General features: G+C 64.9%; 30 protein-coding genes and 1 pseudogene. 10 read left to right on the top strand and 21 right to left on the bottom strand.

Annotated elements, in window-relative coordinates; all coding sequences use genetic code 11:
- Window positions 1-287 precede the first annotated feature (287 nt).
- Together MWM08_RS20120 and MWM08_RS20115 are read right to left on the bottom strand one after the other, a co-directional pair.
- Complete coding sequence (locus MWM08_RS20120; protein WP_244408295.1) at window positions 288-716, bottom strand: helix-turn-helix domain-containing protein; 429 nt, start codon at window positions 714-716, stop codon at window positions 288-290.
- A complete protein-coding gene (locus tag MWM08_RS20115; protein WP_244408294.1) occupies window positions 689-994 on the bottom strand; it encodes a hypothetical protein in 306 nt (101 codons plus the stop codon). Before MWM08_RS20115 ends, MWM08_RS20120 begins: the two co-directional genes overlap by 28 nt.
- 657 nt (window positions 995-1,651) lie before the next feature.
- Between MWM08_RS20115 and MWM08_RS20110 the strand changes: the two genes are divergently transcribed.
- Complete coding sequence (locus MWM08_RS20110) at window positions 1,652-1,873, top strand: hypothetical protein (RefSeq protein ID WP_244408293.1); 222 nt, start codon at window positions 1,652-1,654, stop codon at window positions 1,871-1,873.
- Between the two features lie 345 nt (window positions 1,874-2,218).
- Here MWM08_RS20110 and MWM08_RS20105 read toward each other — a convergent pair whose 3' ends face one another.
- On the bottom strand, window positions 2,219-2,479 hold the full coding sequence (locus MWM08_RS20105; protein WP_244408292.1) for a hypothetical protein: 261 nt from the start codon (window positions 2,477-2,479) through the stop codon (window positions 2,219-2,221).
- 183 nt (window positions 2,480-2,662) lie between these two features.
- Entirely contained in the window at window positions 2,663-2,797 is a 135-nt protein-coding gene (locus MWM08_RS26550) for a GlsB/YeaQ/YmgE family stress response membrane protein (RefSeq protein WP_423816055.1), read from the bottom strand.
- 28 nt (window positions 2,798-2,825) lie between these two features.
- Here MWM08_RS26550 and MWM08_RS20100 point away from each other — a divergent pair, with 28 nt between their 5' ends.
- Entirely contained in the window at window positions 2,826-3,131 is a 306-nt protein-coding gene (locus MWM08_RS20100; RefSeq protein ID WP_244408291.1) for a hypothetical protein, read from the top strand.
- Window positions 3,132-3,164: 33 nt separating this feature from the next.
- A pseudogene (locus MWM08_RS20095) lies at window positions 3,165-4,111 on the top strand (IS630 family transposase).
- Window positions 4,112-4,692: 581 nt separating this feature from the next.
- On the opposite strand, the gene MWM08_RS20090 reads toward MWM08_RS20095, so the two are convergent.
- Entirely contained in the window at window positions 4,693-4,950 is a 258-nt protein-coding gene (locus MWM08_RS20090; protein ID WP_244408290.1) for a hypothetical protein, read from the bottom strand.
- 1,106 nt (window positions 4,951-6,056) lie between these two features.
- Here MWM08_RS20090 and MWM08_RS20085 point away from each other — a divergent pair.
- The 3 genes from MWM08_RS20085 to MWM08_RS26350 all read left to right on the top strand — a co-directional run bounded on the left by MWM08_RS20085 (window position 6,057) and on the right by MWM08_RS26350 (window position 8,652).
- Complete coding sequence (locus MWM08_RS20085; protein ID WP_244408289.1) at window positions 6,057-6,374, top strand: hypothetical protein; 318 nt, start codon at window positions 6,057-6,059, stop codon at window positions 6,372-6,374.
- A 74-nt stretch (window positions 6,375-6,448) separates the two neighbouring features.
- Window positions 6,449-7,608 (top strand): IS3 family transposase gene (locus MWM08_RS20080; RefSeq protein ID WP_244459925.1). Its coding sequence is split into 2 segments (ribosomal slippage): window positions 6,449-6,710 and window positions 6,710-7,608, totalling 1,161 coding nucleotides; the frame shifts between segments, so codons are not numbered across the junction.
- Between the two features lie 555 nt (window positions 7,609-8,163).
- On the top strand, window positions 8,164-8,652 hold the full coding sequence (locus MWM08_RS26350) for a PilZ domain-containing protein (protein ID WP_341482826.1): 489 nt from the start codon (window positions 8,164-8,166) through the stop codon (window positions 8,650-8,652).
- Window positions 8,653-8,731: 79 nt separating this feature from the next.
- On the opposite strand, the gene MWM08_RS20070 is transcribed toward MWM08_RS26350, so the two are convergent.
- The 11 genes from MWM08_RS20070 to MWM08_RS26545 form a co-directional block, all read right to left on the bottom strand.
- Window positions 8,732-9,187: a hypothetical protein gene (locus MWM08_RS20070; RefSeq protein WP_244408287.1), complete on the bottom strand. Its 456-nt coding sequence runs from the start codon at window positions 9,185-9,187 to the stop codon at window positions 8,732-8,734.
- Window positions 9,188-9,436: 249 nt separating this feature from the next.
- Window positions 9,437-9,889 (bottom strand): hypothetical protein, encoded by a 453-nt coding sequence (locus MWM08_RS20065; protein WP_244408286.1) that lies wholly within the window; start codon window positions 9,887-9,889, stop codon window positions 9,437-9,439.
- Complete coding sequence (locus MWM08_RS20060) at window positions 9,886-10,497, bottom strand: hypothetical protein (protein ID WP_244408285.1); 612 nt, start codon at window positions 10,495-10,497, stop codon at window positions 9,886-9,888. The genes MWM08_RS20065 and MWM08_RS20060 overlap by 4 nt, the downstream gene beginning before the upstream one ends.
- Window positions 10,494-12,014, bottom strand: a complete 1,521-nt coding sequence (locus tag MWM08_RS20055) for a DUF3631 domain-containing protein (RefSeq protein WP_244408284.1) — start codon at window positions 12,012-12,014, stop codon at window positions 10,494-10,496. Before MWM08_RS20055 ends, MWM08_RS20060 begins: the two co-directional genes overlap by 4 nt.
- A complete protein-coding gene (locus MWM08_RS20050; RefSeq protein WP_244408283.1) occupies window positions 12,011-13,021 on the bottom strand; it encodes a hypothetical protein in 1,011 nt (336 codons plus the stop codon). Before MWM08_RS20050 ends, MWM08_RS20055 begins: the two co-directional genes overlap by 4 nt.
- Window positions 13,018-13,542 (bottom strand): hypothetical protein, encoded by a 525-nt coding sequence (locus tag MWM08_RS20045; protein ID WP_244408282.1) that lies wholly within the window; start codon window positions 13,540-13,542, stop codon window positions 13,018-13,020. The genes MWM08_RS20050 and MWM08_RS20045 overlap by 4 nt, the downstream gene beginning before the upstream one ends.
- The gene (locus tag MWM08_RS20040) at window positions 13,539-13,706 is read right to left on the bottom strand and encodes a hypothetical protein (RefSeq protein WP_244408281.1); all 168 of its coding nucleotides are present in this window, start codon (window positions 13,704-13,706) and stop codon (window positions 13,539-13,541) included. The genes MWM08_RS20045 and MWM08_RS20040 overlap by 4 nt, the downstream gene beginning before the upstream one ends.
- 224 nt (window positions 13,707-13,930) lie before the next feature.
- On the bottom strand, window positions 13,931-14,143 hold the full coding sequence (locus MWM08_RS20035) for a MerR family transcriptional regulator (RefSeq protein ID WP_244408280.1): 213 nt from the start codon (window positions 14,141-14,143) through the stop codon (window positions 13,931-13,933).
- A 1,595-nt stretch (window positions 14,144-15,738) separates the two neighbouring features.
- The gene (locus MWM08_RS20030) at window positions 15,739-16,035 is read right to left on the bottom strand and encodes a hypothetical protein (protein WP_244408279.1); all 297 of its coding nucleotides are present in this window, start codon (window positions 16,033-16,035) and stop codon (window positions 15,739-15,741) included.
- An 834-nt stretch (window positions 16,036-16,869) separates the two neighbouring features.
- Window positions 16,870-17,307: a hypothetical protein gene (locus tag MWM08_RS20025; protein WP_244408278.1), complete on the bottom strand. Its 438-nt coding sequence runs from the start codon at window positions 17,305-17,307 to the stop codon at window positions 16,870-16,872.
- Between the two features lie 376 nt (window positions 17,308-17,683).
- Entirely contained in the window at window positions 17,684-18,169 is a 486-nt protein-coding gene (locus tag MWM08_RS26545; RefSeq protein WP_423815989.1) for a helix-turn-helix transcriptional regulator, read from the bottom strand.
- Window positions 18,170-18,540: 371 nt separating this feature from the next.
- On the opposite strand from MWM08_RS26545, the gene MWM08_RS20020 reads away from it, so the two are divergent.
- Window positions 18,541-18,747 carry a hypothetical protein gene (locus tag MWM08_RS20020; RefSeq protein WP_244408277.1) on the top strand — a complete coding sequence of 69 codons (207 nt, stop codon included), beginning with the start codon at window positions 18,541-18,543 and terminating at the stop codon, window positions 18,745-18,747.
- 409 nt (window positions 18,748-19,156) lie between these two features.
- Window positions 19,157-19,807, top strand: coding sequence for a hypothetical protein (locus tag MWM08_RS20015; protein WP_244408276.1), 651 nt, complete (start codon window positions 19,157-19,159; stop codon window positions 19,805-19,807).
- A 46-nt stretch (window positions 19,808-19,853) separates the two neighbouring features.
- On the opposite strand, the gene MWM08_RS20010 is transcribed toward MWM08_RS20015, so the two are convergent.
- Together MWM08_RS20010 and MWM08_RS20005 are read right to left on the bottom strand one after the other, a co-directional pair.
- Window positions 19,854-20,483: a hypothetical protein gene (locus tag MWM08_RS20010; RefSeq protein WP_244408275.1), complete on the bottom strand. Its 630-nt coding sequence runs from the start codon at window positions 20,481-20,483 to the stop codon at window positions 19,854-19,856.
- Between the two features lie 718 nt (window positions 20,484-21,201).
- Window positions 21,202-22,362 carry a sulfotransferase family protein gene (locus MWM08_RS20005; protein WP_244408274.1) on the bottom strand — a complete coding sequence of 387 codons (1,161 nt, stop codon included), beginning with the start codon at window positions 22,360-22,362 and terminating at the stop codon, window positions 21,202-21,204.
- 300 nt (window positions 22,363-22,662) lie between these two features.
- Between MWM08_RS20005 and MWM08_RS20000 the strand changes: the two genes are divergently transcribed.
- On the top strand, window positions 22,663-22,881 hold the full coding sequence (locus MWM08_RS20000; RefSeq protein ID WP_244408273.1) for a hypothetical protein: 219 nt from the start codon (window positions 22,663-22,665) through the stop codon (window positions 22,879-22,881).
- Window positions 22,857-23,417 carry an ATP-binding protein gene (locus MWM08_RS26450; RefSeq protein WP_279323212.1) on the top strand — a complete coding sequence of 187 codons (561 nt, stop codon included), beginning with the start codon at window positions 22,857-22,859 and terminating at the stop codon, window positions 23,415-23,417. The genes MWM08_RS20000 and MWM08_RS26450 overlap by 25 nt, the downstream gene beginning before the upstream one ends.
- 325 nt (window positions 23,418-23,742) lie before the next feature.
- On the opposite strand, the gene MWM08_RS19990 is transcribed toward MWM08_RS26450, so the two are convergent.
- From MWM08_RS19990 to MWM08_RS19980, 3 genes are all read right to left on the bottom strand, one after another.
- Complete coding sequence (locus MWM08_RS19990; RefSeq protein WP_244408272.1) at window positions 23,743-25,053, bottom strand: tyrosine-type recombinase/integrase; 1,311 nt, start codon at window positions 25,051-25,053, stop codon at window positions 23,743-23,745.
- 481 nt (window positions 25,054-25,534) lie between these two features.
- A complete protein-coding gene (locus MWM08_RS19985) occupies window positions 25,535-25,966 on the bottom strand; it encodes a hypothetical protein (protein ID WP_244408271.1) in 432 nt (143 codons plus the stop codon).
- A gap of 96 nt (window positions 25,967-26,062) precedes the next feature.
- Complete coding sequence (locus MWM08_RS19980; RefSeq protein ID WP_244408270.1) at window positions 26,063-26,983, bottom strand: HNH endonuclease; 921 nt, start codon at window positions 26,981-26,983, stop codon at window positions 26,063-26,065.
- Window positions 26,984-26,990: the final 7 nt, after the last annotated feature.

The raw sequence follows: 26,990 nt of genomic DNA, 5'->3' as shown, positions 1-26,990 counted from the left end.
CTCTAACAATTCGCTTGCCTCGGGCCGGATTGCAGCATCCTCGGCCGCGAGGGTCGGCGCTGCCAGGGTGCGCAAGACCTCTGGCAGCCCGGCCTGGAAGTGCTGCCGCACCTCCCTCGCACTGGCCGGGGCGAGGCCGCTGGTCGGGATCGGCGGGATATGGAGTGGGTCGGACATCGGCCGAAGGATGCCGTGGGCAAGGGAACGAATGAAGAACATGAATCGCCGGCGAGAACAGACCTAATGTGTCAATGCTTTGCCCCGCCGTGAGCGCTCCACCACGGCACTCAGGTTGAAGCGCTTGGTTGCCCTTCGAGGATGAGGCGGGTAACGCGGGCCAAGGCGTCCTGCAGTTCGGCTGAAGGGATGCGACGAGCATTCACGACAAACGCAGCTATGCGGCTAATCCGCTCGCGTTGAGCGCGGCCCTGCGAGCCGCGCCGCAGCATCTGGGCGCCCGGAAAGAATTCCGTCACGGGCACTCCGAATAGCGTGGCGGCACGGAGTAAGGTATCGGCGAAGATGCGAATCTCACCGCGTTCGTACTTGTGCACGGTCCCGTATGCGACGCCGAGGAACGTCGCGAGCTCCTGGATCTTTAGCCCGTTCGCAATTCGAAAGGCCCGAAATGCCGCGGCGACGTGAAGGTCGGTCGCCTCGACGACGCCAATGGGCGACTCCACCCGTTCTACTGCGGCAGGACGTGGCTTGACCACGGGTTCGGATCGGGCGCTACCGGAAATTGGATGTGCGGCACGCGGCCGGGATCGCCGCCAAACTCGGCCCATAGCCGATCGAAAGCGATACGAAAGCCTGCCGCCAACTCAGCATGGGCGGTGCTTTCGGGGCTTCCGCCAGCAGCGTCTCGAAGCGCAAGGAACAGCTCGCGCGCCAATGCTTCCATGCGCTGGAGGGGTTGGTCGCACTTCTCCAGATGCGCCCGGATAGCGTGCTCGGCGGCATCTGCGACGGATTTTTGGACGAACGCTGTCATGGCTACCTATGAGGATGCATCCTACACGACGTCATGCGAAGGGGCGGTCGGCCATCCAGGCGCGCGCGCGGCGTCGTGAGGGTGCCTCATTCGCGGGGTCATGGCTAATTCGAATCACAACCGACCGCGACACGTAACGCCTCCTTGTGAGAGAGCGAAATGCATTTTTTGCACATTCACTATCGCGATGGTCGTGATGCCGGCGGCGGGGTTACCCGCATCCGTGAAAACTGCGTCAGAAGCTCACTGCAGGGTTTCATAAATTTGAACAATTTCAGTTACTTAATTGGAAGTCTCCGAAAGCGCCTCTCAATCTCTGGTTTACCAACCTGTGGACAAGGTGATCGCTGACAGCCTAGTTCTGTCCCGCGGTGAGGGCAGAGGGGCAGCGGGGAGCATCACTTTATGGTAAACGAACACCCATTCGTTCTCATTAATAATCCATTTGCTGATGACAGAGACGTAAACACTCTCACTCTCCCGTTCGCGGTCGGTTCAGGAATCATCTCCGCCGCTGAGGGGGTATTGAGCGCGGCTCGAGAGGCCGGAAGTATCGACGCGGAACGCGTGCTGCAAGCCGTCATCGAGCTGCTGCGAGCAGCCGGCTCGGCTCAGGCAGCATGACCCGGTCACCATCCAGAAGGGGTTAAGGTCATCATGGATATGGCAAACACGATCAACCCCGGCGCTTCGCCCGCCGCCGACCTTTCGGTGGGCATTGATATGTCAGAGGATCTCAAAACAGCCGCGCTCGCTATCGAGCGGGTCTTGAGTGCCGCCCATGAGAGGGGCAGCGTCGATGCCGTCATCATCCTTAGCACGGTATCTGGCCTGCTGCGCGATGTTGCCCGCTACCGCGGGAAAGCCAAAGAGAGCTAAGGCTTCCACTCGCCAACGGCCCCGCACGGTCGAACGGGGTGTCCGCCACGCGGAATCGGCTTGCGGGTTTCGCTTCAAGCCCCTCGCCACCACCACCAGCGACCAATCCGGCAAGGTTCGCTGCACCGCCTTCGCCTCGTACCACGGCGCCGTCATCTACGTTTAGATCTCCTCCGGCGCGGCGACGATTACCGGCATCGCCCAGGGGTGACTCGCGCCCACCTCGGCGTTCGGTTCCCTCATGAGGAAGCGGAACAGGTCGATCGTCTCGAGGCCCGTCCGCGCCTTCCGTACGCTGGTCCACCGTGGCGCCCATATGCCGGCGAAGAAGGTCAGGGGACGGTCCTAATCGCGGGCGAACCAGATGTATCCGCCTGCCTCCCTGTTGAACTCGCTAAAGGACGTGAAGGGCACCAGGCATCGGCTCTCGACGCCGAGCCATCGCTTCCAATGCGCCGATGCGGTGTTGCGGATGTTCGTCGTGCCGCTATCCGGCTCCATGCGGAGCAGCTCGTCGAAGTCGACGCGCTTGCCCTTCGCGCGGAGCTTGTCCGCCCGCTTCGTCGCAGCGTCCAGGAGCGCCTTTTCGACGACGGCATGCCCCACCGAACCAAGGCAAGTTCGGGGCCCTCTGGGAATACCCCGGGCATCTGCTGCAGGTTGCCCCTGCTGTCCTTGAAAGCCGGAAGCGATCGTCACCCGCTTCGCTAATCGCTTTCCGCCGAACGTCGTACAGAAGGCGAAGGATCGCCTAGCCGGCGCATGAAGTAACCGGTGCCGGCGCGGAGGTTAGCTACGGATCATCCTTGCCGCACCGATCAGAACGCAGGCCCCGAGCACCCCAGCCGCCAAGTAGCCAATCCAACCGCCGAAGGAGACGCCGAGAATCCCGAAGAGCAAGCTGGCGACAGCGGCACCTATCATCCCGACGATGATGTTTAGGAAGATCCCGGTGCTTGATTTCATCAGCGCCGAGGCGATCCAACCGGCGAAGCCGCCTATGGTGAACGCCGCAATCCAGCCAATGCTTCTGTCGTCCATTCTCTGTCCGCCGATAGGCCCGCGCCGTTCAGCGACGCAGGCAAAAGCCAATGAACAGCCCCGTGAACAACGACGCCAGCATGGCCTGAATGGGGTGCTCCTGAACGCGCTGTACCGTCCGCGTGGCGCAATCTGCGACGCGGTCGACCGCATCCTTAGCGCGTCCTCCGACCTGACTGAATCGCGAAAGTCCTTCCCCGACGCGGTGCGGATCTGATTCAAGCTGTCTGTCGGGAGGGGGCCGACAGGCATGTCGAAGGCGCTGTCGGTGGATCTTCGGGAGCGTGTTGTTGCGGCGATCGAGGCAGGATCCTCTTGCCGGGCAGCCGCTTCACGCTTCGGCGTCGGCATCTCGAGCGCCATCCGCTGGGCGTCCTTGAAGCGTGCGGTGGGTTCGGTGGCACCCGGCCCCCTCGGCGGCGACCGTCGCTCAGGACGGATCGAGGCGCATGCGCCGTTGATCCTCGGTCTGCTGGAGCGCACGCCGGACATCACGCTCAGCGAGCTACGCGCGGAACTGGCGGCGGCCGGCGTGCCGGTCGGCGTCGCCACCTTGTGGCGGTTCTTCGCACGGCGCCGGATCACGCTGAAAAAAAGTCGGCGCACGCGGCGGAGCAACAACGGCCCGACATTCTGACGCGACGCTGGGAATGGTTCGAGGGACAACTCGACCTCGACCCGGACCGCCTGGTGTTCATCGACGAGACCTGGGCCTCGACCAACATGGCCCGCACCCGCGGCCGGGCACCGCGCGGTGAGCGACTGCGCGCCGCTATCCCGCACGGCCACTGGAAGACGACGACCTTCGTCGCGGGCCTGCGCAACTCCGGCATGGTCGCGCCGATGGTGCTCGACGGGCCGATCAACGGCCTCGCCTTCCAGGCCTATGTCGATGAGGTTCTGGTCCCGGATCTGCGACCTGGCGACATCGTCGTCATGGACAACCTCAGCAGCCACAAGCGGCCCGGTATCCGCGCCGCTATCGAGGCTGCGGGCGCGAGCCTCCTTTAACTGCCGCCCTACAGCCCCGACTTCAATCCGATCGAGAACGCCTTCGCCAAGCTCAAGGCCATGCTGCGCAAAGCCGCCGAGCGAACCATCGACGGCCTCTGGTCCGCCATCGCCAGCATCATCGACACATTCAATCCAACCGAATGCGCCAACTACTTCGCCGCGGTAGGATATGACCCAGACTGATCGGAAAATGCTCTAGCCGTGCTCGCCCTCATTGGCTGCGCCTCAACTACGCCAGTCCTCAAGCTCGGCGGCGGGGAATACTGTAACCGCTCAGACCGATTGGATGAGTGGCGGCGCGGCGTCGGCACAGACGCGGGTCGTAAGCCAAGCGACTGAGTATTGTGCAGCGCAGGGAAAGCAGGTGCAGCCCGGCGATCTGAGTCGCAGCATCGACCAGTATCGTGGCCTTTACGACTTTAGCCTTCGCTTCCGCTGCACCTAAGCCGGCGCCGCGTCGGCCTAGGCGTCCCGCCGGTCCTGTCGCCGGGCAACCCATGCGAGCGCGCTGCCGATGGCGTGGAGCAAGACCCACACGCCCACGACCCCCAGCACGACAATACCTCCGGCGACCAACTGCGACACCGACGCCTCCACAAGCCTGCTGCGATGCTGCGGTTATGCATTCGGCCGTATAGGCGCCGCCACTAACCGGCGGGCGTGGTGTCGCAGCCGTGACGATACGAACACGGACCGTCGCGTGCTGCGGTGCAACCTGTGCGCTGTGCGATAACGCGTGCCATGCACGCTGAGGGATGGCGCGCCTAGATGCTGCGCTTAGCTAACGCGCGCGCCTGCCCGGCGAGGTCGGCTGCGGCCGTCAGCAGGCGCAGCATCGGCCCGGCTGCGATCCGCCCGGTGGTTGCGGCTGCGGCGAGGTCGGTTATGCCCATGCGCCGCGTCACGAGCACCAATGCGGGGTCGGTGAGCAGACGGGCCAGGGCCTCACGCTCGGCCCGTGCCTCTTGCTCGGCGTGGTGGCGGGCGCGGTGGCGCATGGCGGCGACGGGGTCGTGCGTCATGGGGCAAGTATCGCCGGGTGTAGTGACCGAGGCATTACGCAGGGCTGGCGGAGCCTGCCCGCGTCTCCGGCGCCGGCCCGGGGCGCTCGCGTGTGACGGTGCCGCGCGTCTCTGTCGTGACCTGCACGACGATGGTGCGCCCGCGGCACCCGGAGCATCGCACGCGCTTGGCGATCCCGCGGACAGTCATGCTGCGGCCGAAGCGCGCGATCGCAGGGCCGAAGCCGAGGGCGATGCGGAGGTTTGTTCAACGCCGGTCGCTGCCAACGTCGCGAAGCAACCCGGCGACAGCGCTGAGAAGCGGAATGGCGTCTGCGAAGCCGCGCTCGTGTGCCACCGCCAGGACACGTTCGACTGCCAGCGCGGCGTCTCTAAGGGCGTCGGTCCCAGAGGCCGCGCCAGTTAGGTGCTCAACTTGATCTCGGTCCTGGAGACACAGATTGTCGATCTGAAACATTCCAAGGGCCTTCCTCGATGGTTATGGGGTGCCGTTACACTGGCTCGGCGTTTCCGCCGCTGGAGGTCTTAAGTAGCGCTATCAGCGTGTGCAAAACGCGCTCGGCGTGGGCGCTACCGGCTTCGCGCGCGGCCCGAAGGACCTGCTCGGCGGCCTTGAGCGCATCATTCCGCGCGAGTGTTGCGTCCGCAGCACGATCTTCATTTGTGTCGTTATGATCATTTAAAAGACTGTGAACGCGGCCGTCCGACATAAAGGGATGCTCCTTGAGCGCCGAGATCACTTGCTTACCGGCGGAATATGCATCTAACCCGAGTGTGTCCAGATTTTCCTAAACCCCAGATTGATATGTCGCGTCCCCGGTTTCCCGTTATGTCATTGAATTCAAATAACTCAACCAACAGTAGTGGAGGGCATTGACGACGAATTCACGCGCCAACGATCCATGCCAATGATAGACAATTATTCGTGAGCGATGAATATTGGTTAATTAGACAATGTTTTGATTTTTGGATTCTGAGGAACGCTGGCTACCACCGCAGTCATTGGCGGAGCGCCCGCCTCTAGACCACAGTAGGCCGCACCGCCGTCCAACGCCGGGCTGTACCCCTTACCGTCGGGGAGCGGTCGTGCAGGGGAGACACGAACTGTGAAGCCGCTAGCGAACCATACAATCGTTCAGGCAGCGGAAATCGCGCTGCGCGAAACCATCGCGCTAGCCGATAGGCCGCGCGAGAGGCTTGAGGAACTCGTTCGTGAGCTCTCTGGCGCCTTTGACGCGGCACACAATGCCGCAACGCCTGGCGAGGCCGCGACGATCCGGGAGGTCGCGGAGGCGTTCCGCGCCGCCTGCGAGCAAATCCGGACGGAGGTCGGCGGCGATAGCGCCCACACGCCGGAGCTCGAAATCGCTCGCGAGCCGGTACCGCAGCCATTTATGGAGCGCGCGAAGCTACTTCAGCATTAGTCACCGGTGAGACGTCTCGCTGGAGTTGACCCGGTTTTGTGGACACCCCGAGGCTTGAGACGGAGGTGTTCGAGATGCCCAGGTTCAGAGTGCCCTACCCGCCGGAGTTCCGGCGGCAAATGGTGGAGTTGGTCCGATCAGGTCGAACGCCCGAGGACCTCGCTCGCGAGTTCGAGCCGACGGCGCAGTCGATCGCGCACTGGGTCCGTCAGGCGGAGCGCGATGCCGGCCAGCGCCGCGACGGCGGTACGACCAGCGCCGAGCGAGAGGAACTGAGCAAGCTCCGCCGTGAGAACCATCGGCTGCGCCAGGAGCGCGACATCTTGGCAAAGGCGGCGGCCTGGTTCGCGAAGGACAAGACCCCGTCGGGGTCTTCGAATTCATGATCGCGCACCAGGCCGAATTCCCCATCCGTGTCATGGCCCGTGTGCTGCGGGTTTCCGTTTCTGGGTTCTACGCCTGGCGCAGCCGGCCGGCCTCGGCCCATGCCCGGGCCGACGCCATCCTGCTGCGCCGGATCCGCACGATCCACGTGGCCTCACACGGCACCTACGGCGCCCCGCGGGTGCATGCCGAGTTGCAAGCCGAGGGCACCGCGATCGCCCGCAAGCGTGTGGCGCGGCTGATGCGCCAGGACGGGCTGCGCGGTGTGTCACGGCGACGTTTCCCGACCACGACGCGGCGCGAGCCGACACACAGGCCGGCCAACGATCTCGTCGGCCGGGTCTTCACCGCACCAGGGCCGAACCTGCTGTGGGTGGCCGACATCACCTACGTGCCGACCGCGGCAGGCTTCTTGTTCCTGGCCGTCGTGCTTGATGCCTGGTCGCGCCGCATCGTCGGCTGGTCGATGGCCACAGACCTGCGGACGCGCCTGGTGCTCGACGCACTCGACATGGCCGTCGCCACGAGGAAGCCAGCCGATGTCGTGCATCACAGCGACCAGGGCAGCCAATACACCTCTGTGGCCTTCGGGATGCGCTGCCGCGAAGCCGGCGTGCGTCCGTCCACAGGCTCGGTCGGCGACGCCTATGACAACGCCATGGCAGAGGCGTTCTTCGCCACCCTCGAGTGCGAACTACTCGACCGGCGTCGTTTCCGTTCCCAAGCCGAAGCCCGCATGGCCGTGTTCCACTTCATCGAGGGCTTCTACAACCCCACCAGGCGCCACTCAGCCCTGGGCTACCTCTCCCCCATCGAATACGAAGCGACGAAGATGCTCATGAACGACTGATCACTACCCGCAGACCGTCCATGGAAGCGGGGCAACTCCACGCAGCCCGACTGCTCAGCGCCAGCGCCGCGCATTTCGCGTCACTGATCAGCAGCCCGAAGACGCGCCAGCTCAGACGGCGCGTCATCGAATCTATAACTGGCTGCCGTACTGCGTCCCCGCGATGCACAGCAGGTCGCATACCCTCTGTCCGAAATGCTCTTCGGCAACTCCGGAGCCCACTATGCGGTTAACGTCGGACGATGCCTCGTGGCTTGCCTCCATGGCGCCAAGGGCAATCGTCAGCGTCGTCTTCCGCGCCCGGCGGATTCCACCGGAAGCCCTGACATCGCGGAGACGAAGGGCTCCCGCTTTCACCTGTCCTGAATGTGCCGAGCCGGGCAACAACGGACCGCGGCTTTAGGCCCAGTGCGGAGGGATCAGCCGCCCCGGTGGGGCTTGTGTGCACCCCACTCGAAAACGCGCTTGCAAATGCGCCATAAAGTTGAATAACAATAAGCGACTTCGCGGATTGGATGCGGATATGGCCGTCGAAAACTAAGGAGTTGCCGGCGTATGTTGGGGGACGCTTCTGTCTCGGCCGAAATGACAATGATTCCCGCTTTGTTGCTGGTGCTCCTCGCGTTTGCCGGCGGCTGTGCAGCCTGCGCGCAGAGCATTGCTGCCGCGGCTGCTGAGCCCATTCGGGCTGTCCTTTGCGCCACCGGAAGCGCTGCCACTGTGCACGGCGAGACCGCAGGGTGGCTGAATCGCTCTGGTAGGGTGCCTGACCGGCGGCAGACGGCGCGCGAACCAATGTCGTGCGGAGCAAGGTTGGAAGTTGCCGGACGCGCTTGGGCGGTCAATTTGCTTGACCTGTCGGAAGCCGGCGCCGGCATTCAGGCGCCGTCCGACATTGTCGGCGTAGGCGCCGAAGGGCGCCTCGTGATCGATACAGCGGTGCTTCCGGTGCAGGTCGTATCGGTCGGTCCCGCTCGCCTTAGCGTTGTCTTTGGACCTCTTTCTGCCCATGCCACAGCGACGATCGGCAAAATCCTGTCCTGACCCCAGCGGTACAGCGAGCGCGCGAGCCCGGCCCTAAGCTCCGCTGGAAGATGCGGGCGAGCGAAACGCCGGGGCGGCGTCATCGCCCGAGCATCCGCTCGGCGCCTTTCATCCATATCGCCTCGTGCCGTTCCATGGCGGCTTCCCACTCGGCCCATGTGCGCTCGTATGTCCGCCAGCGCATCCATTTTGGTCGGCGCGGCAACACGTCGTCAGCATGGGTGTAGGCGCCTCCTAGCCGGCGATGCAGGCGCCGCAGGCGGCCATGGCTGCGGCCCATGGCGTCTTGGCTTTGTGAGGCATAGCCGAGCCGATACGCGCCCCGCCCGCGGCTCAGGAACAGTTGCCCGCCGTTGGGCAGATAAAGCGTCGCACAGCGCCGCCCCGTAGCCGGGCACACCCACCACCACCGCACCCCGCCGAACCGGCAGGGCGTGGTTTCCAGCGTCACTAGTTGGTCCTGCGGCCCGGTGCGGCGGCTCGGCTGGGCAATGTCGAATTGCAGACGCGCCGTCCCGTGGTCGGCGTGCAGCATCAGCGTCAACAGCGCGTGGGCGCGAGGCGCTGCGTCCCCGTCTGTCGTCCATGACCACACAGCCCCCCCAACCACCGGCAGCGCCGCCGGCTCCACGCCGCGGAGCGCACCCCGCAGGACCTTCGTTACCCGGTTCACGTCGAGTTTCAGCGTCCGGCAGCCTTCCACCGTGACCTTCCCCGCCGTCCGCCCCGATCCAAAGCCGCCCATGCATCGCCTCCGCTCGCCGGATAATCCGAAATCGTTTGGCTAACCCGCCTTCCTCGCGCGCGAGGCCGTCGGCTCTTTGGTTTTCGGCATGGTTAGAAAACCGTCCCGGCGCGGGGAGGGAGGCGCGGTCCAAAGCGTGTCCAGCCAAGCGACTTCCTCGGCCCTCACTGGCGCGCGCGGATCGCCGGCTAGAAGGGCGCGTAGTTCGGCGATACGCCCCGCACTGGCGGCGTCGCCTCGGTAGCGCTGCGACAGTTCCGCCAGGCGCTTGCGCCGCCCTCGGGGACCAAGATGAGCGAGGCCCTTCGCCTCCCGCGGCTTCGTCATCTGGTCAAGGATCGCGTCCATCGCGGAGGCAAACGTGTGCGGCTTCACGCCCTCGGCCTCGATTATCTGAGCGATGCAGCGGGCGGCCACCAAGGCGTGTTCGTCGTTCGCTGATCCCAGATGTTGAACAGCCGTGGCGAGCGTCCGTGCGCGGTTGGGGGTCATGTCGTTACCTCATGGATGGCGTTGGGGGACAGGTGATCGGGCGGGTGGCAGGTGGTGCAGCGCCGCGCCGTGTCCGGTTCACCGACTTCGCACCACCAGCGGCGGCCAGCGCAGGTCGGGCAGGCGCCGGGCTCCCTGCGAACCGCGGCGAAGGCGCGTCCGCGCTCCGGGCCGGCAGGCAGCGCATTCCAGGCCGCACGGTGGGCATGGAAGCCGCGATGCAGCCCGTCTCGCAGAGGGTCAACGTCGCCGGGCTGGTAGGGGCGCGCTGCGCCTTCCTCGGCGTAGTGCGCGGCCCTTGCAGCGCGCTCGGCCGCGTCATGGTCCATCGCCTCGGGTTCGGCCGTTCTCTTCGCCCGGAACAGCCGCGCCACAGCCTCGGCCTTTTCCGCTTCGCTCAGCCCCCACGCGTCGCGTTCGGGGAGAGCCGGCAAAGCCGGCGGGGGCGGCGCACTCAGCAGCCGCAGCACGCCGTCTCGCTCCGCCCGGAGAGCAGCAAGCAGGTCATCCGCGGGCGGACGCGCCGCCCGCACCCGGACCTGCCCGCCCTCCACCGACAGGCTGACGCCTTCGGCAGCGGCTCGCGCGATCAATGCGGCGGCGCTCACAGCGTCGCCTCGAACGGTTCGGAGGCCCTTTCCCCCCAGGCAGGGGGTTCCTGATCCGCTACACCGCTACAACCCATATTTTCTGCCGGGTTGCGGGCATTTTCGGAGCCGCTACAGGGGGTGTCGTGTAGCGGTTCGGAATTTGCAGAAAACCTCGGGTTTTCCTCACTTGTAGCGGTGTAGCGGCTCGAATGGGGGGTATGGGGCACAGAAGGGGTGTCAGCCGGCAGGTAGCGGTTCCACGCTTCCTCGAAAGCCTCGCGGAAATACCCCTTCGCAACCTTGTTGTCTGGTCCGCGCAGGTTCGCCGGCCGCACCCCGAACGGCGCCAGGCCGCGCGCGAGCTGTGTCGGCGTCATCGGCTTCCCGTGCTTCCACTCGGGCCAGGGGCGTTCCTCCATCTGCCCCAGGTGCTCGCAGATGCCCGCGCTGGTCAGCCGCGTGGCGCTGTTGCCCACGAACAGCCGCCGCAAGTCCGACAGCAACAGCGCGCCGGCCTCCATGGTGCCTTCGGCCGCGTTGCGGATGCCGAACACCTCCAACAGCGCGGCGCGCGCCCGCGCGGGCCACTCGCCCCCGGCGGCATCAGCGATGGCAAGCAGTGGCACGGAAATGTCGCCCTCGCGGTCGCCCATCGCCTCGGGAATGTCAGGCGCAAGCGGCAGGCTGGCGCCGTGGTCCTGTGCCCACCGCGCCAGGCACTGCGCGGCGGTGTGCAGCGCGTCCCGCGCGCCAGGTGCGCGCATCTTCACCACCGTCTCGGCCGCAGCTTTGCGCTGCAAGGTGATCGGCACGCACCGATCCGCCAGCGTGTCCGGCAGCTTGCCGATGCCCGCCAGCGCCACCGGGCAGAAGGTGGCGAAGCGCACCGGGCGGTGCTCCCCGTCGATTTCCACCACGCGGATTACCTCACCGGACACCTCAAAGCCGGAATTGAGGATCCCGCGCAGTTCTTCGTTGTCGCCCAGGAAGGTGTCCGCTTCGTCCACCAGCAGCGTGAGACCGCCTTCCTCGCGCAGCGCCTCGACCGTGCGGAACACACCGCTGGCGCTGATGTTGTCCGCCTTGAGCGGCCGGCAGCAGGTGGCGCGCAGCACGTCCATCAGGGTGGACTTGCCGCAGCGCTTCGCAGGGCTGCCGATGCCGAGCCGCGGCGTGTGCTGAAACCGCTGCGGCACCCACGTGTGTGCGATCCACAGCGCCACGCAGTCGGCCGCGCACTGCGGCAGGATGATGTGGCGGCGGATGACGACGGCCAGCCGATCGAGCATGGCGGCGCCGTCCACCGGCTCGGGCCAGGGCTCGACCGCGCCGAGCGTCACGCCCCGTGCGCGGTCCGCCTCAGGCTTCGGACGCAGGGCCGCAATCTGTTGGTCTAGGGTGCTAGTGCGGATGCCCAGGCGCTTTGCAGCGGCCTCGCGCTCGCGGTCGTAGGAGAGCGCATCCAGGGCCGCCAATCGGAGTAGTACTTCGGCGTCGGCAGCGGCATCGCGCGAGGTTTCGGTGGCGCCGCTCATGCGTCACCTCGCGGGCCGTGCTTCAACCCATATTCAGCGGTCTTCTCAGCATTGCGCCGGTCGATGCCGCCGGCGTCCATCGCCGCGTTGACCAGCGCATCGCGCGCGCTGGCATCGGATATGGACCCGTCTTGCACGAGTTCATGGGCCTTGAGCGCCGCCCATAGCAGCTTCGGATGCCGCTCCCCTTCGGCTGCCCCGCGCACGACCTGCAAGAGCGCGGCAAATCGCATCGCAGGCGCCCCCCGCGAAGCGCAGCGAAGGAAGGCAAGCCCCTGCGTTGCGGCTGGCGAAGCAGGGGCAGGGCGAGGGTGAAGGATCACGCCCGGCACCTCCACAACGCCACGATCGCCCGGCACCAGCGCCAGGCGGGCGGGGAGCGGGTCGGCGCGGCCAAGGAACAACGGCGCGGCGGTGTAGATCGGCTGCGCCGCACCGAAGACGCTAAAATCAACCGGGCAGCCCATGAACCATGCCTTCAGTTCGTCACCGGTGGTCGGGCGGGACAGCCAAGCCCACCAGCGCAACCGTGCGCCGGGCTTGATGCCGTGCGACGCGGTGGCGGTTACGATCGCGGCGGCCCCCCGGAACGCGGGCGGCAGCACGCACCGCACAGCACCGGCGCAGGCGGCCAGGTCACGCGGGTCGGTGCCGGGGGGCAACGCGACGCTGTCCAGATCCACAGCAACCCATCGCCGCGCAATCTCGCCCAGCGTCGGCGCCTCCCCGGTTTCTGCGTCGGGATGCACCAGCCGCCGCACGCCCATGGTGCGGGCGGCGTCGATAGGCTCGCCGCGCACGATGCACTGGCGGGGCTGCGTCAGCAGGTCGCGCAGCACGTCCGCCAGGGTGGCGAGGTCAGCCACCGAGCGGGCGTGAAGGTTCACGGTGCGCGCCTTGTCGTATGGCTCGCACGTCCCGTCAGCGTGCCAGCGCTTCGCGAGGATGCGGCTGCGGGCTTCAACGATGGTGAGGGCGCAGCCCGGCGCGAGGTTCGGCGCGCTCATGCCGCACCCCCTTCCGCACGAGCCATGATCGCAGGATGCGGAGGCTTGTCCGCCGGAACCTGGATCAGCAACAGCGCGAAGGGTTCGCGGCCTTCGGCCTCCCGCCGGTCGCGTTCGCGTTCCGCCAGGTGCATCCATGCCGGCTCGGCCGCGGTGTTTGTCTCGACCAAAAGCACCCGCCGGTGGATGCGCGCGGCGGCCACCGCCCAATCGTAGTGGCAGGTCGTGCCGCCGGCGGCGTGGATCATCACCCGCTGCGCCCACGTCAGCAGGCGGCCCGCATCGGGGAAATCCCCCGGCCCGCTCGACAGCCCGGCATCGTCGCCGATGACGGCAATGGTCGTGACGGCGCTCCAAAGCGCCTGGCGCGGCACGCGGCCTCGCGGCAGAACCTCGATAAGGGCGCCGACGTCGCCCGCCAGGTGGGCGCGGTAGAGCGCATTGCGGAATTCGAAGCCGCCGGCTTCCTGCGGTCGGATAATTCGGTTGATGGTGTCCAGGTCGCGGATGGCGGCGCTCATGCCTGCGCTTCCATGGCGCTATGCGTCAGGCTGGCGCGGACGACGCGCAGGGCGTCCGCTTCCAGCGCCTCGGCAGCGCCCACGTCCCCGCGCTGGCGCAGGGCGGCGGCCTCACTCAGCAGCGCGCGCAGCGGCGCCGCAGTGGTGGTGGTCTGGTGTTCCATGTCTCGGCCTCTTGAAGCTGGCCGGACACTCAGGAAGCAGTGGCAGTGAACCGCGCAAAACCTTATGTTCGGGCTGACCATCGGGCTTGTAGTTCTCACCCGCCCGGTCGCTCCCTGAGCGCCGGGCGGCTTTATGTTGAAGGGTTGAAGCGAAGCAGCCCGGCCAGCGTCAGCAGGGCCAGCAGCGCCACGGAAGGCGCGGCGAGGAACGGAGGCGGCGCGCATCACGCCGCATCCCGCTTGCCAATGGACGCCTCAGGCAGCGTCGCCAGGAACGCGCGCACGCTGGCGCAGTCCACCAGAGTCCGCGCGCCGGCCTTCAACAGCCTGATGCGGCCCTCAGCGGCCAAGCGGTAAAGGTGGGACCGGGAAAGGCCGAAGATGGCTGGCGCGCGCGGCAGCGGCACCATTTCGGGGGATGGCTTATGGTAGGTCATGCTGTCCCTCCAGCAGCGCGGGATTGCGCGGGACAGCGGCGTTGTCGGCGCTTCAGAAGCTCGCAGCGATAATCGCGGAGTTCCCGCCGCGGCGAGACTTACCGCGGCTTGCGCGGACCAGATTTCCGCCAATCCGACGGCGCCAATTCGCGCCGTATTTCGCGGATTGTCTCGCGCGGAATCGGGGGGGAGCGGTCCCCAAAGTAAGCGCGAATCTGGGTGAGATCGGTAGCCTCGGAGGGTGGCGGCTCCTCTTTCGGCCAAGTCGCAACATGGAGGCGATACCACGCACGGCCGGCCGCGAGCGTGAATCGGGGGCGCGGGTCAGACCGTGATGGGGCTGCCCCGGGGGTCGATGGGATACCTTTGGTAGGTGGTGGTGCCGCGTCCCCGTGAATGGGCTGCCATTCTCTCACCACTTCATCCCGCGCGACGCTGATCTCCTGCCATGCACGTCCCGTTGTGCCCCGCGGTTCTGCGACGACGTCGCCCCGCGTGGGCTCCGCGAGCGCCAGGCCTCGCCAATCGCCGGGGTCCATGGTGCGTGGCGTCGCGTAAGCCGGCAGTCGGCCGCGTGCGATGATGGCGCCGCTTCGCAGCTTCGACAGCAAGTCGTTCTCGGCCGCGTCAGGCGGCAGTCCGTTAGTAGGGGTGCCTTGCGCCCGGTCGTACGCCCATTCGAGCGACAAGCGGAGGCGACCGCTTCCCGGTTCGCCCATCACCGGCTGCAGTTCCGCATCACCACCGGGCAAGCGCGTCTCTGCCCGATATGCCGTGGCCTCGCGCGGCGTTTCGAGTGAAGCGCCCTGCACGGTGCGCAGGTCTCGGAAGATGATCCACGCGAGGGCTTCAAGCAGGGTCCAGCGCGCGGGCAATTCGCTAAGTGTTGGAGGCTCCGCGCCGGGCCGTGCCGGTGTTGCAACGGGCCACTCGGCCAAAACTGCCGCTGCATCGAAATGCACATGGTGGAAGTAGGGACCGCCATAGTCCAAGACAGCATCTATGGGAGCGAACCGCCTTAGGCCGAGCGTTCCGACGTCACGCCCGTTCAACCCGACTTCGTGCTTTGCGAAGGCGGCGGCCGGGATCGCGGTCGGCAAAACGCCCGGCCGCGGCTTACCCCGGCTCCCTTCCTCGCCCCTCGCACCAATTCGTCCCGCCGCTGCCGCGTCAACAAGAGCGCGTTCGGCGACATTCAAGCGGTCGCCATAGGCGGCGTCATCTATCGGCGGAGGGCAGCCACGGAAGGCAACCCAGTGGACAGATTCCATGGCGGGCAGCCAAGGCTTCTGCGCGGGGTTTGGTGGCGCAGCGTTGACCAGTGGTGGCGGCGCAACCCGCTCCCGCTCGGCGGCAGTGGCCGATGTCTTGCCGCCGCGCACCCTAGGCGGAGGGTCGGGGCATTGCGTCGGGCCGCGCTCACCGTTGGGGGCCACATAAGCTGCCCGCCATTTCGGTTCCTCGCCGTCGCTTTCTGTATGGTCCATCGCCGCCCCTCCGCTGGCGCTCCGCAATGTGGCGGCGTGGGCAGGGAGTGCGGATATCTCCCGTTCGGCTGGCCGGCCTAGGCCCCACCATTCCTAAGGCGGCAGCGCCTATTGCGCCGGGCCTTCAGCCATCCCGCCGCCGCCGCCATATCCGGGCATCGGGGCGAGGGCCCCGCCGCGCCGGCCTGGTAGCTGCTGCGCTGCGCTAAGCAGCCCGTTTGCGATCCCGCCCACAATCGACCATTTGCCGTCCGGGCCGTACGCGATCGGCCTGCCGAGCATTTCCACCAGCATCTGGCGGCGCCGCTGCATTTCGATATCGTCACTCGCTGCGGCAGCCGGCGCGGGCGCCATGGGCGCCGCTGGTTCCTGCTTGGGCGGCCCGACCGCCTGCGCCGCTGTCATGGCCCTAGGATACTGCACCAATGTATCAGGATTCGGCAGCCCCGGCAAAGTGCCCGATATCGGCGCTGTCACGTCGTTCTTCCGCCAATAGTCCATTGCCCGCGTCTCCGCATCGGTGTTCCGCACAGAGGCTTCGTCGCGGGAGGTGCGCCGATAGTCGGGCGCGGTGTGATCGGGCGAAGCACGAGGGCGAGTCTAGAACAACCGACCCGCCGCTGCGACTGCATTCGCGGGCGGCGCCGGACTATCCGTGTGCCGCGCGCTCTGAAGGAACGGCGGCGGGCTGCGCGGTCGGTGGCCCGCGCTGGCCGGCCGGCCTGCCCCGCCGCGATGAACTCTAACCCGAGGCGTGATCGGTCGCGCGTTCCTCGCGGAACCGATCGGTCGCCCACGTTTGGGCGCGCCCTCGCCCGCGGGATTTCCGGTCACGCTCAGGGCTATCCTCAGGGGGGATCACAACCCACTCCCATGGCCCCCACCGCAGAGCGTTCGGGCCACCGTCCACCGTGGCCCAGTAGCCCGGCAGCGGAAGCAGACGCCGTCCGGCGGCGCGCAAGTCCGGCAGGGGAACCCTTGCGGCGCCTGCCTTGCCGCCGGTGCGCGCCGGCAAGTCGCGGAGGGATTGCGGCATCTCGTTCCCGTCATCGAACGCGGCTGCGTAGCACCTAGCGTGTTGCGACTGCCGGATTTTCGCATGCCCGAAGCCACGCGCTCCGCCTGTTCCCGAAGCTCGGCTACCGCAACGGCAAAGCGGCCGCTCATGCGCCGTTCGTCCCACGTTGCATTTGTTCCAAGTGCTTGAACAACACGATGGCGTCGGCAGCGTTGTCATCGTCAGGCGCGAAGCCATGCGCGCGGCACCAGGCAATCGCTCCCGAATTCGCCGTGCCGGCGGGGAAGTCGCTGCGCCCCAAAACCTCGCGGCGCGTTCGCCACCGGTTCCTCGAGGACCGGGATGCCCTTGTGGTGCGCGAGCAGATGCAGGTGCGCGGCCAACCCGTAGGCTAGCCGCGTCGTGCTTGCGCCTTGGCTGCCAAGCGGCGGTTCGATGGCAATTTCGGCCGGCTGGTGCTGCCGGATCAGCGCATGGAGCCAACGGAGCAGGTCCGCATAGACCACGCCGTGTGAGCGACCCTGTAGCGCGACAGTGCCGTAATCGGGATGGGCGCCAGGGACGCCCGCGCACCAACCGAATGTGCGGGCGAGGTTGAGGCACAACACCGGCCGCGGCATGGTGCGCGCCGACCAATCCAAAAAGGGAGCGGGGGTCATGCCACGACCGCCTGCGCGGGAGCCGTTTCGGTGAGCGGCATACCGGCCAGGGCGGCGAAGTCGGCGCGCAGGCTTCCAACACAGCCGCGTCCGCGTCGTCCGAAATATTCCCAGCCTGCAGCCGGCCCGTCAGGTATTCGCCCTTGAGCGCTGCCTTTTCGGCCGTTGCCACGGGCCGCTTGGCGCGCATCATCGACAGCACGTCATCGAACCGTCCGAGCCCGTCCATGTCGTCGTCCGAAATCCCCGGACCCGCGCGCATTGATCGCCGCGAAAGAGGTTCGCGCCGTCGCCAGCAGGTCGCGCAGGGGCGTCGCTGCCAGCGCGCGGCGTGCCGGCACTGAGGCGCCGCGGGTGGGCGCGGCGCCGAGCCAGATCACCGCGTTCGAGGCGCCGGAGGCGATGCGGCACGCGGACGACTACGACGAGCCGAGCGGGACGCCGCTGCGGGCGCGCGTAGATGCGTTCGCCCTGGCGGGTGGGGTGCTGCCGCGGATGCGGCGGCATTCTTTGTCGCCCCTGAATGATTCGCAAGTGCCCGAGAAGCCAAGACGACCATTTCCTGTAGCTTGGGAGACCGAATCTGTTGAAAATCCGACAACAATCTTTGCAGGCTGAGTAATCTAGGTGACTGTTTCAACGCTTTTTGGCGTGGAAAGAATGACTTGATAGGGCTGGCGAGGGCCTGTGCGGCCAAGTACAGTTGTCCAGCTGAAATTCTGATTTCGCCTTTTTCCATTTTATGGACGGTTTGCGGCGCAACGCCGATGTAGCGGCCAAGAAGTCGCTGCGTCATTCGACGCGAGCGCCGCACTCGGCTAAGCGCCTTACCAACGTCCTTGTCGAAATCTCGCGAGGGCATGTAGGAGCGCGTTATCCAGGATCAGATGCCAGAACCGCGATTGCGATTCGCCAGTCATCGTGTGTCAAGGGGTGAAGCGATCCCACCCACTTCACCGCCATACTCTCCGCATCGGGGGGGGGGGGGGGGGCAATCGCACTTTTTGAGACGTTCATTAAAATCGTCTTATTGCGAATTTTTGGGCGTCAATCTCCCGTGAAATCGCCGTCAGTCTGATCATCTCCTGATCTATAAATTCACCAAATATCAAAGGCTTACACGGAATTGGCGCTCTGCTTATCAATCCTTGGTTTAGAAAACCTCTGGACCGTCGTCCTGTAGCGCGTATTTTTGGGTCTGCGGTTCAATTTCTGAGCGAAAAGGGGCTCGTGGTGCGCGAAAATCGTGAGAACGTTCATAACTCCTGGTGGCAGCCGGTCGAACGCGAGTCCGATGAAGTATGTGACCTCGCCGGGGAAGCAGCCGCCTTGCTCGATGTCATTTTGATCGACGCATATGAGGCTGGGCATGACGAACTGGTCGGAGTTTTGGCCGCAATGCGCGGCTTGCTCGCTTCCTTGTCGATGAATCAGGGATAGTGGGCTTGGCGATCGTATCGCTCGGCTTGGGCCCCGGATCCCGCAACGGAAACGTACAGGCTGGCGAGTTGCGCCAGGCTCCACTTGACGCCCAGTTATCCTAAATCCTCCCAACTGGCGAAGAGGATTCCTCGTTTGATGGCTTGACTGCCGCCTAGCATCTTTGAGTATGGCCAAGCCCGTCACCGCGGTCTCCGTCGTCGCAGGCGGCGGCAGGATGAAAATCGTTGACCGCCGGCCGGAAGCCTAAGCTTTTGCCTCAGGTCACGTCTGCGAGGTTGGTATGGACAATCATCAAACGCCGGCTGACTGCATACGCCGCGGCGAGTTGCCCAGATCGCTTCCAATCTTTTTTTTCCTACACATCCCAAAGACCGCGGGAACCACACTGAACTCAGTCTTATCCAAGATGTTCGCCCCGCACAGCATTTTTCATCAGGCCCTCACAAATAAGATAGGAAAAAATGAGAGTCTTTCAGATTATATAGATAGCAATCCAGATTTTTATGACACGCTTATGCTTGTCGTAGGGCACTTTGGATTCAAGAATCCGCTGGTACAAAATGCAAGCCGTCGTAGGATCATACTTGCAAATTTTCGCGATCCTGTCGAAAGGATCGTGTCGCTCTACAATTATATGCGATTTCGAGAGGATCACGCCCTTCACCAGCCGCTTCAGAAAATGACCTTATATACGGCGATACGTGAACTTCCTGAATTTAGAATACACTGCGGGAATGCTCAACTTAGGACAATTTTTGGAACTGACAATCTTGATAGAGTACGTGAGCGGCTTGATTCGGCAGACTATGTAGTTGGGCGTTATGGAAATACGTCGGTATTTCTTGAGGCTGTTGAAGCCATCTCAGGCTTCAGGCGCAATGTTGAGATACCTCACCTAAACTCAGAAAAACCCATCTCTGGTGTATTGCATGCGCACCAACAAAATGACTACTCTCTCGCCGTTGAACATTTGCATGCCCTCAATTCGTCCGAGCTGGAATTTTTTGGCAGAATGCCGTCAGTCGTTATCTCTCGATCGTTCCATAATCTAGTGTAGGGTTGGGCTCCGCACCGCTGGGATCAGGTGCGGAGCGCCCATTTTCTCAGAAGCGATAGACGAGACCTGCATTCATTCGATACGACTCGATTACATTGACACCACTCGGCCATGAGTAGGTCACGTCCATACGGGCTGCCCACGACGCCGTGAGCGGGATCTCGGCCCCGATCCCGAAGGTAGGTACCGGCGTCCATTCAGTGCGCGCCCTGTTGCCGTTTTCGACCGACTCAAAATTTTGAGTCGGAATGACTAAGCCCGCCCTGAAGAAGAACAGGTTGCGGCCATCAGACGACCATCCGATGCGCCCGAACGCACCGATCTCGCCACGAAGTCGGGCGCGGTACTCCACGCCATAGGCATTCAGGCGGCTCGTCACATTCCACGGAAGCAGTCCCTCCACCTCGCCGCCGACATAGATGTGCTGCGTGACGAGACGGCCCCATCCGACACGGGCGCCGAAGATGACGCCGTCCCCGCCCTGGTCCACGAACTTTCCCGCTGGCCGGTCGGGAGTTGCCGGAAACGTGACCGTCGAGTCCAAGACGACCAGGCCGGCGAACCCCGACACATAGATTCCTTCGACAGGGTTACCTTGCCCGAATGCTCTAGACCCAGCTGCCGCAACGAGCAGTATCAATCCAGACGCAAAGATCATAGAGAAATATTTGATCATCTCATGACTCCCCATGACTGCATGTCGCGAGGGAGTTTGACGATGGGTGATTAAAAATGTGTGCCTTTGTGAGGATTTACTATCCCAGAACGAAATTCACAGACTTTTATTAGATTCACTATTTGTAGAACATCTAAAGATTTGTTTGAAAAACAGAGATGGGGGCGCTGCTGCTCTGCCGCGTCGCCCATCTCTGGTTACGAAATCGACGCTTAACCGTCGGTTAGGCGTGCAGTCCCATCACCGCTGGCAGCGTCCGAGCGGCGTCATGGTGGCAGGAGGCCCCTCGATGACAGATCTTCCTTCGTCGGCGAAACTTCTCCCGCCAGTGACCAATATCGCTACAGGCGTTGGCGGTTCGCATCGGCTACTGCAATATGCCTCCGGGCAATCCTGCTCCCTTGGATGGCAGCAACGCGACGGAGTGCTTCGCATGCTGTCGCCGACCAGTGCGGTGGTGGGGTCACAGGCTTGCGTGCTGGCGATAGCGTTCGTTTGGTGGTCTAGCGGGACGAAGTGATCGTCCGCTAATGCCGCGTGACGCGCGCTACGCTTGAAGGGATTGAGCACGACCACGGCCACGGCGACGACGGCAAGCGTGCTGGGAGTCAACGCATCCAATAGCTGGCTTGGTTGGACCGCCGCCCAGTCTGACCGGGTAGGCTGCGTGGCCTGGAGGGTTTGTCGCGTCAGCCTTGCCCGAGCCAGAGTTTCCTCATCAATGCGGCCGGAAGAGCGTCTGGAGGAGGCGCTTGCTCGCGCGAAGGGGAGCGGTGAGCCGCCAGGAACTGCTGCCTTGTACGGCGAGGAGATCCGCGGAGATACGGTCGTTCTCCGCGCGGACTGCCTCTATGGCTGAGGCGCCACGAAGGATATCCGCGCGGGCCTCCATTAGGGCGGCCGTCGCATCCGCTTGTAGGCGAGCGGCACGTATGGCCTGCGCACGATGCCATTGGGACGCATAGGCAGCGCCAGTGCCGACATACCGGACACATTGATTCAGCAGACTGGCCTCTGCGAGGGACTCCGCAGAGTTGCCGAGCCCGAGAGTGTGCACCACGCGCTTCCACAGCACGGCATCGAGCCGGCTGCGGGAACCAAGAAGGGCCAGAGTGGACGAATCCAGTTCCTCGCCCAAGACGGGAATAGGCGCCGATGGCGATTTTTGCGTAGCGTTTTCGTGATCGATCACGATGTCCGCGCCGATGAACTTGGCCAGACGCGTCGCTAGCGCCGGATCCTCTACGCATCCAACGAAATCCAGCCGCTTGAGCGCCCGGTGCGCGGCATCGAGAAGCTCATCGTCGGCTTCCGGCGGAATGAAGTCGGCGTCTGGCAGGCGGGGATGCGGCCAGACAAGCATACGAAGGCACAGATTATCTGTCTGACAGGCGATGCGGGGATCCGTCAGAAAGTGAGAAAGCGTGTCACGAGCGACCGCGAGGCGGTCGCCCCACTCGCTCCACGGGGCCAGGACCGAGTCGGGCAAACTGCGCCAAAAAAGCCAAGTCGAGAGAATTCGACTGCGCGGCTCGCGCAGTATTGTAAATATACTTGAAGTAGGATAGGCCGCTTTCAAGCTCGATAACGCAATGTGTCCGCTAAAAAAGGATATATTATTCGGAAATTCGCCTGGATTCAGATAGAAAGAATTCCTATATGGCAGATTTTCTTTGCGATTTTCGAAGGCGTTGCCAAATGTGCAGAGATCAAATCCTTCCCCAGCGCTTGCCGCACACGTCGCCACCTGAACTGCACGCCGTATGGACGTGCCAGCCGTCTTGGGAATGTGCAGAAATATGATCGGTGTCTTCGTGACCGGTTGATTCAATATGGTCCGATCACGATTCATGTCCTCAGATGAGATTTGATCAAGCAACGATAATTCCTTTCTAAAGCGACCATATACCAATATAGATTTTTCACAGTCCAACTTAGTGTCGCAAGGCGCGGATTGGCAGACGGGGCGACATTGATGCGAAAATAACGCGAGCACCGTTTCGAGAATCGTAAAGATCAGAGCGCTCGGTGTGTGGTGCCGCAGGGTCGATTCTGGCTATTGGCCACATCGTCCCCACCGGCCGCGCCCTCGCCCTCTTCCCAGGACAAGGCCGACCGCGCGCGCCAGGGGACAGCCACCGGATCAAGAGCCGCACCGCAGCCCTCCGAGGGTTGCCCCATGGCACTCGACATCGAAAAGCACTTCACCACCCAGTTCGAGGCTGAGCTCTTCGAGGCGTTCCAGAACAAGGGCGGAGTGATGCGCCCGCGGCTGCGCCGCAAGACCGCCAGCAACTCCTCCGAGGTGAAGTTCCCCAAGATCGGCCGCGCCCCCGAAGCCATGCCGCAGTCCGCAACGGCAAGGTCGCGCTCATGGAAATCCTGCGCGACCGCGTGACCTACGGCCTCGCCGATTACTACGGCGCGGTCATGGTCGACGACCTCGACGAACTCAAGACCAATGTCGAGGAACGCGGCGCCGTCACGCTGCGCGAGCGCATCCGGCTCCTCTGCAGGTCGCAACGGCTGGTCGTCGACGAGATCGGGTACCTGCCCGTCGTCGCCGGCGGCGGCAACCTGTTCTTTCAGCTCGTCAACGCGCGCTACGAACGAGGTGCGATTAGCCTCACCTCCAACCGCGGCTTTGCCGAATGGGGCGAGGTGTTCGGCGACACCGTCGTCGTCACCGCGCTGCTCGACCCTCCCGCACTACGCCATCGTCGTCCGCATCGAGGGCGCCACCTATCGTCTCCGCCGCCGTGCCGACCTGCTGCCCGACCGCGCCGCAGCGCGCGATGGTGGGCGATGGGGCGAAGCAGCGCATCGAGGCGGTGGATCGCTGGATGGCGCGGCAGCACTGCAACGAGACGATGTACCGGGCGGCAATTAGCCGGGCGACCAGCGCGGATTTCGTGCTGGCGATGGAGCAGCTGATGCGGAGCATGAGGCACGCCGTGCAACTGCCGGTCGGCGCGCCGGGCGCGCGCGGCTGGCGCGAGAAGGTGGCGGTAGGGTAGCGGTGTTGTTAGCCTCGACCGCATGGGTCGCTCCAAGGTGGTCGGGGTCAGCCCCGCCCGGTGGTTCCAGCACCGGACGGGCGCCCTGGATCGCGGAACGGCCCCGGCGCGGATGCCCGCCGTTACTAGCGTTACCAGTGCCCGCGCGGCAGTGGTAACAGCGGCAAAGCGGCGGATTTCTGCGGTTGTTGCCACCGTTACCGGTGTTGCTAGCCAAAACGGCTAGGATTGCAACTCGCGCGTCACCCGGCGGCCTCGGGGTGCGCCACCAGCAGGGCGTGAACCTCGGCCGGCGCGTTGGCGCAGAAGTCCGCCCAATCGGCCATGAGGCGCGCGCGCTTCGCGAACAGGTCGCCGCGCCGATACGCCGCCTCAACCTTGTCCCCGATGGTGTGCGCGAGCGCGGCCTCGGCCACCGCGTGTGGCGTGCTGGTCGCTTCCTCCGTCCAATCGCGGAAGGCGCTGCGGAATCCATGCGTGGTGAGGTCACCGCGACCCATCCGGCGCAGCAGCATGAGCATCGCCATGGAGGATAGGCCGCGCGTCTCGACGGCGCCGGGGAACACAAAGCCGTCGCCTTCCTCGGGACACAGCGGCGCCATTTCGGCCAGCACCGCCAGCGCGGCGCCAGGCAGCGGCACGCGATGCTCGCGCCCGGCCTTCATGCGCTCGGCGGGGATCGTCCAGACTGCCGCGCCCATGTCGATTTCCGACCAGCGTGCGCCCAACGTCTCGCCGGTGCGCGTCGCCGTCAGTATGCAAAATTCCAGCGCGCGCGCGGCGGTGCCGGGGCGCTTACGCAGGTCCACCATGAAGGCGCCGATTTCCTGCCAGGGAAGGGCGGCGTGGTGCTGCACGCGGCGCACTTTCGAGCGCGCGGGAAGCAGGTTCGCCAGATGCCCGCGCCACCGGGCAGGGTTCACCGTCTCGCGCCAGCCCCGCGCCGTGGCGTAGTCGATCACTGCTTCAATCCGACCGCGCACGCGCTTCGCCGTCTCAGGCTTCGCCGTCCAGATCGGTTGCAGACAGCGCAGCACATCATCGGTCGCGATTTCGTCCACCGGCTGCCCGCCGATGGTCGGATACGCGTAGGTCGTGAGGGTCGCCGTCCACTGCGCGCGGTGCTTCGCGTTCCGCCAGCCCGGCGAGTGCGCCGCGATGTATTCCGCCGCCACGTCGCGGAACACCCGCGCCTTCGCCTGCGCGTGCGCGGCCAACCGCTCGGCCTCGGCCTTCGCCTCGGTGGCCTTGCGGTCGCGCTCGGCCATCGGATCAAGCCCGGCGCGCAGGATGGCGCGGGGTTCCTCGGCAGCCTCGCGCGCCTGTGCCAGTGTCAGCCCGGCCTTGCCGTCCGCGTCATAGGGTCCAAGCCCCATCTCTCGGGACTTGCCGCCAATGGCGTAGCGCAGGGTCCACTTGCCCGCGTTCCGGCCGGCGACGCGCAGGTAAAGGTTCCCGCCGTCAGCGTGGGCGCCGGGCTGCCCGGCTGCCACGAGTGCCTTCACGGCCACCGCCTGCAACCGCCCCGTCAGCTTGCCCGCCGCCTTCGCCATGGTCCCGCCGTCCGTCCACAAGGTAGTCCACAATTATCTTGTGGACTGGCGGGGCGCAACGGGAAACGGTGGGGGGTGGTGCTCTAGTGAGGTGGGCGGGAAGTCTCAAGTTATGCTGGGGATTTTGGCATGGCGTGGTGCGGTGGGGGATTTAGGTTCGGCGGACATCCCCTCCGCCAGTTCCCATACGAGCCGTGCTCTCTGCCTGACCGACCGCCACGCTGAGTGGCAGGTTTCCTGGGCTTTCCGGGGCAGACCTGTTGACTGCCGCGACGCGGAGACGGCCAAAAATCGCTCTCCGGAGGCCATTTCTCTCCGGACCTCCTGACTTGGGCGCTTTAGTACGGAACTTAAAACCCTAGGTAAAAGGCCGGTTTCAGCGCGGTCGGCACTCGCCCTGGTTCGAACCCCACTTGCCCGAAATCCGTACTTCGAGAACGAACATTCAGTACGTCGATCCGGAAGACGCGCTTGTCATCGGTCATCTATTTGATCTGGACGCGGCATCGATGATCTCCGACACGAAGTCACCCAGTTCACTGTTCAGACGTTGAGCGCGCTCAGGAATCGCCAAGAGGTCTTTGGAGGTCAGCTTCCGTTGCACGCGCTCGTAGCGCAGCTCCGCGAACTTTAGCATCTCCAGGTGGAGCCCGCGGCCGGGCGCGTCTATCTCGGCGGCATGAACGAGCCAATTGCGGTCGTCGGCGGCTTCGAGAACTCTGGCCAAGAGATGCTCCCCTCCGGCGGCAAAGGGAACCAGCAGATCGCACCCGGCGAAGGCTGATTTGACGAACTTGATCTTTGCCCCAAGGAGCCTCGGATAGGGCCCGTTTGGCCTGGGAAAACCGCCGTAGTTGATTGCGACACCAACGATGTAGTCGAGCATGCGTTCGATTTGGGAGAAGGCGATCACGGTCCTACCGACCGACATCTCGTAGGGAGTGCCGTTATTCATTGGTTCCATCGCACAGAGCGTCTCGTGCAATTTCCGCAGCGCGCGTTTGAAGGATCACCCTCGGTACGCATTTTCGTTGTGCCAGCCCAGGGCGGCGCGGTCGGGGCGCTGCCGGGCGTCACCAGGCGTGGCGATCTGCTGGCCGTGCAGCGCGTAGTAGTGCTTGCCGTTGTCGAACTCCTCCCGGATGCGGCGGCTGACCTCGAAGCGGAGGTCGGGCGTCACGGTCACGTAGCCGGCGTCGAACAGGCTGTGCAGGTCGCGGCGGAGGAGGAGGCCGTTGCTGGCCTCGTGCTGGCCGCCCTCGGCGTAGGGGCGGATATGGGCGGCCTCCAGCGCGGGCAGGGTGCGTTCCTGCGTCACGGCGCAGCGGCGCTGATACAGGTCCGTGACCAGCACGCGGAAGGCGCCCTGGCCGAGGCGCGGGCGGATAAGGTGGGGTTCACCGAAGCGCGGCAGGGGCTCGGCGAGGCCGGGCACGGCGCGCTGCGCCAGGCGGTCCTGCATCGCTTCCCACAGGGCCAGGCCTTCCGCGTCACCGGTGCTGTAGGTCTTGAAGGAGACGATGTTGCGAGCCCAGCTCGGCGGCACTACTAGCCAGTCCCGTTCGTCGAGGAAGAAGGGCTGGCTGAGGATGCGGCAGCCGATCTCGAACTCCGTGCGGTCGGCGGGATCGGCGCGGCGGTAGCGGGCGATCCGCGTTCGCATCTCCTGCGCCGAGCGGGCGCCGTTCGCTTCGCCGAAGGTGCTCCAGGCCATGGACCAGGGCATGGCGTTGGCGTGCGCGAAGATGCCGCCGCCGACGATGACGTTGCGCGGGGCGTGCAGCTTGAAGAGGAAGAGCTCCCCGGGCTGGAGGGCACGGAAGTTGGCGGCCGAGGGCGCCCAGAAGTTCACCTCCGTGATGTCGGGGCGATGGCGCAGCATCTCGAACCAGTCATCATCGGTGACGGCGATGACGAGGTTGATCGGCATGATCGCG

The sequence above is a fragment of the Roseomonas fluvialis genome (assembly GCF_022846615.1).
Classification (GTDB): Bacteria; Pseudomonadota; Alphaproteobacteria; order Acetobacterales; family Acetobacteraceae; genus Neoroseomonas; species Neoroseomonas fluvialis.
This window is presented reverse-complemented; position numbering and strand designations above follow the sequence as displayed.

Bases quoted from the DNA above. Each gene is read 5' to 3' on its own strand.
- MWM08_RS20030 (WP_244408279.1), bottom strand. From the start codon at position 16,035: ATGACAGCGGCGCAGGCGGTCGGGCCGCCCAAGCAGGAACCAGCGGCG.
- MWM08_RS20045 (WP_244408282.1), bottom strand. From the start codon at position 13,542: ATGAGCGCCGCCATCCGCGACCTGGACACCATCAACCGAATTATCCGA.
- MWM08_RS26545 (WP_423815989.1), bottom strand. From the start codon at position 18,169: ATGCCCTCGCGAGATTTCGACAAGGACGTTGGTAAGGCGCTTAGCCGA.
- MWM08_RS20015 (WP_244408276.1), top strand. From the start codon at position 19,157: ATGTTCGCCCCGCACAGCATTTTTCATCAGGCCCTCACAAATAAGATA.
- MWM08_RS26450 (WP_279323212.1), top strand. From the start codon at position 22,857: ATGGAAATCCTGCGCGACCGCGTGACCTACGGCCTCGCCGATTACTAC.
- MWM08_RS20070 (WP_244408287.1), bottom strand. From the start codon at position 9,187: ATGCTGCACGCCGACCACGGGACGGCGCGTCTGCAATTCGACATTGCC.
- MWM08_RS20050 (WP_244408283.1), bottom strand. From the start codon at position 13,021: ATGAGCGCGCCGAACCTCGCGCCGGGCTGCGCCCTCACCATCGTTGAA.
- MWM08_RS26350 (WP_341482826.1), top strand. From the start codon at position 8,164: ATGTTGGGGGACGCTTCTGTCTCGGCCGAAATGACAATGATTCCCGCT.
- MWM08_RS20055 (WP_244408284.1), bottom strand. From the start codon at position 12,014: ATGAGCGGCGCCACCGAAACCTCGCGCGATGCCGCTGCCGACGCCGAA.
- MWM08_RS20090 (WP_244408290.1), bottom strand. From the start codon at position 4,950: ATGACGCACGACCCCGTCGCCGCCATGCGCCACCGCGCCCGCCACCAC.
- MWM08_RS20010 (WP_244408275.1), bottom strand. From the start codon at position 20,483: ATGATCAAATATTTCTCTATGATCTTTGCGTCTGGATTGATACTGCTC.
- MWM08_RS20065 (WP_244408286.1), bottom strand. From the start codon at position 9,889: ATGACCCCCAACCGCGCACGGACGCTCGCCACGGCTGTTCAACATCTG.
- MWM08_RS20025 (WP_244408278.1), bottom strand. From the start codon at position 17,307: ATGACCCCCGCTCCCTTTTTGGATTGGTCGGCGCGCACCATGCCGCGG.
- MWM08_RS20110 (WP_244408293.1), top strand. From the start codon at position 1,652: ATGGATATGGCAAACACGATCAACCCCGGCGCTTCGCCCGCCGCCGAC.
- MWM08_RS20040 (WP_244408281.1), bottom strand. From the start codon at position 13,706: ATGGAACACCAGACCACCACCACTGCGGCGCCGCTGCGCGCGCTGCTG.
- MWM08_RS19990 (WP_244408272.1), bottom strand. From the start codon at position 25,053: ATGGCGAAGGCGGCGGGCAAGCTGACGGGGCGGTTGCAGGCGGTGGCC.
- MWM08_RS20115 (WP_244408294.1), bottom strand. From the start codon at position 994: ATGACAGCGTTCGTCCAAAAATCCGTCGCAGATGCCGCCGAGCACGCT.
- MWM08_RS20035 (WP_244408280.1), bottom strand. From the start codon at position 14,143: ATGACCTACCATAAGCCATCCCCCGAAATGGTGCCGCTGCCGCGCGCG.
- MWM08_RS26550 (WP_423816055.1), bottom strand. From the start codon at position 2,797: ATGATAGGTGCCGCTGTCGCCAGCTTGCTCTTCGGGATTCTCGGCGTC.
- MWM08_RS20000 (WP_244408273.1), top strand. From the start codon at position 22,663: ATGGCACTCGACATCGAAAAGCACTTCACCACCCAGTTCGAGGCTGAG.
- MWM08_RS19980 (WP_244408270.1), bottom strand. From the start codon at position 26,983: ATGCCGATCAACCTCGTCATCGCCGTCACCGATGATGACTGGTTCGAG.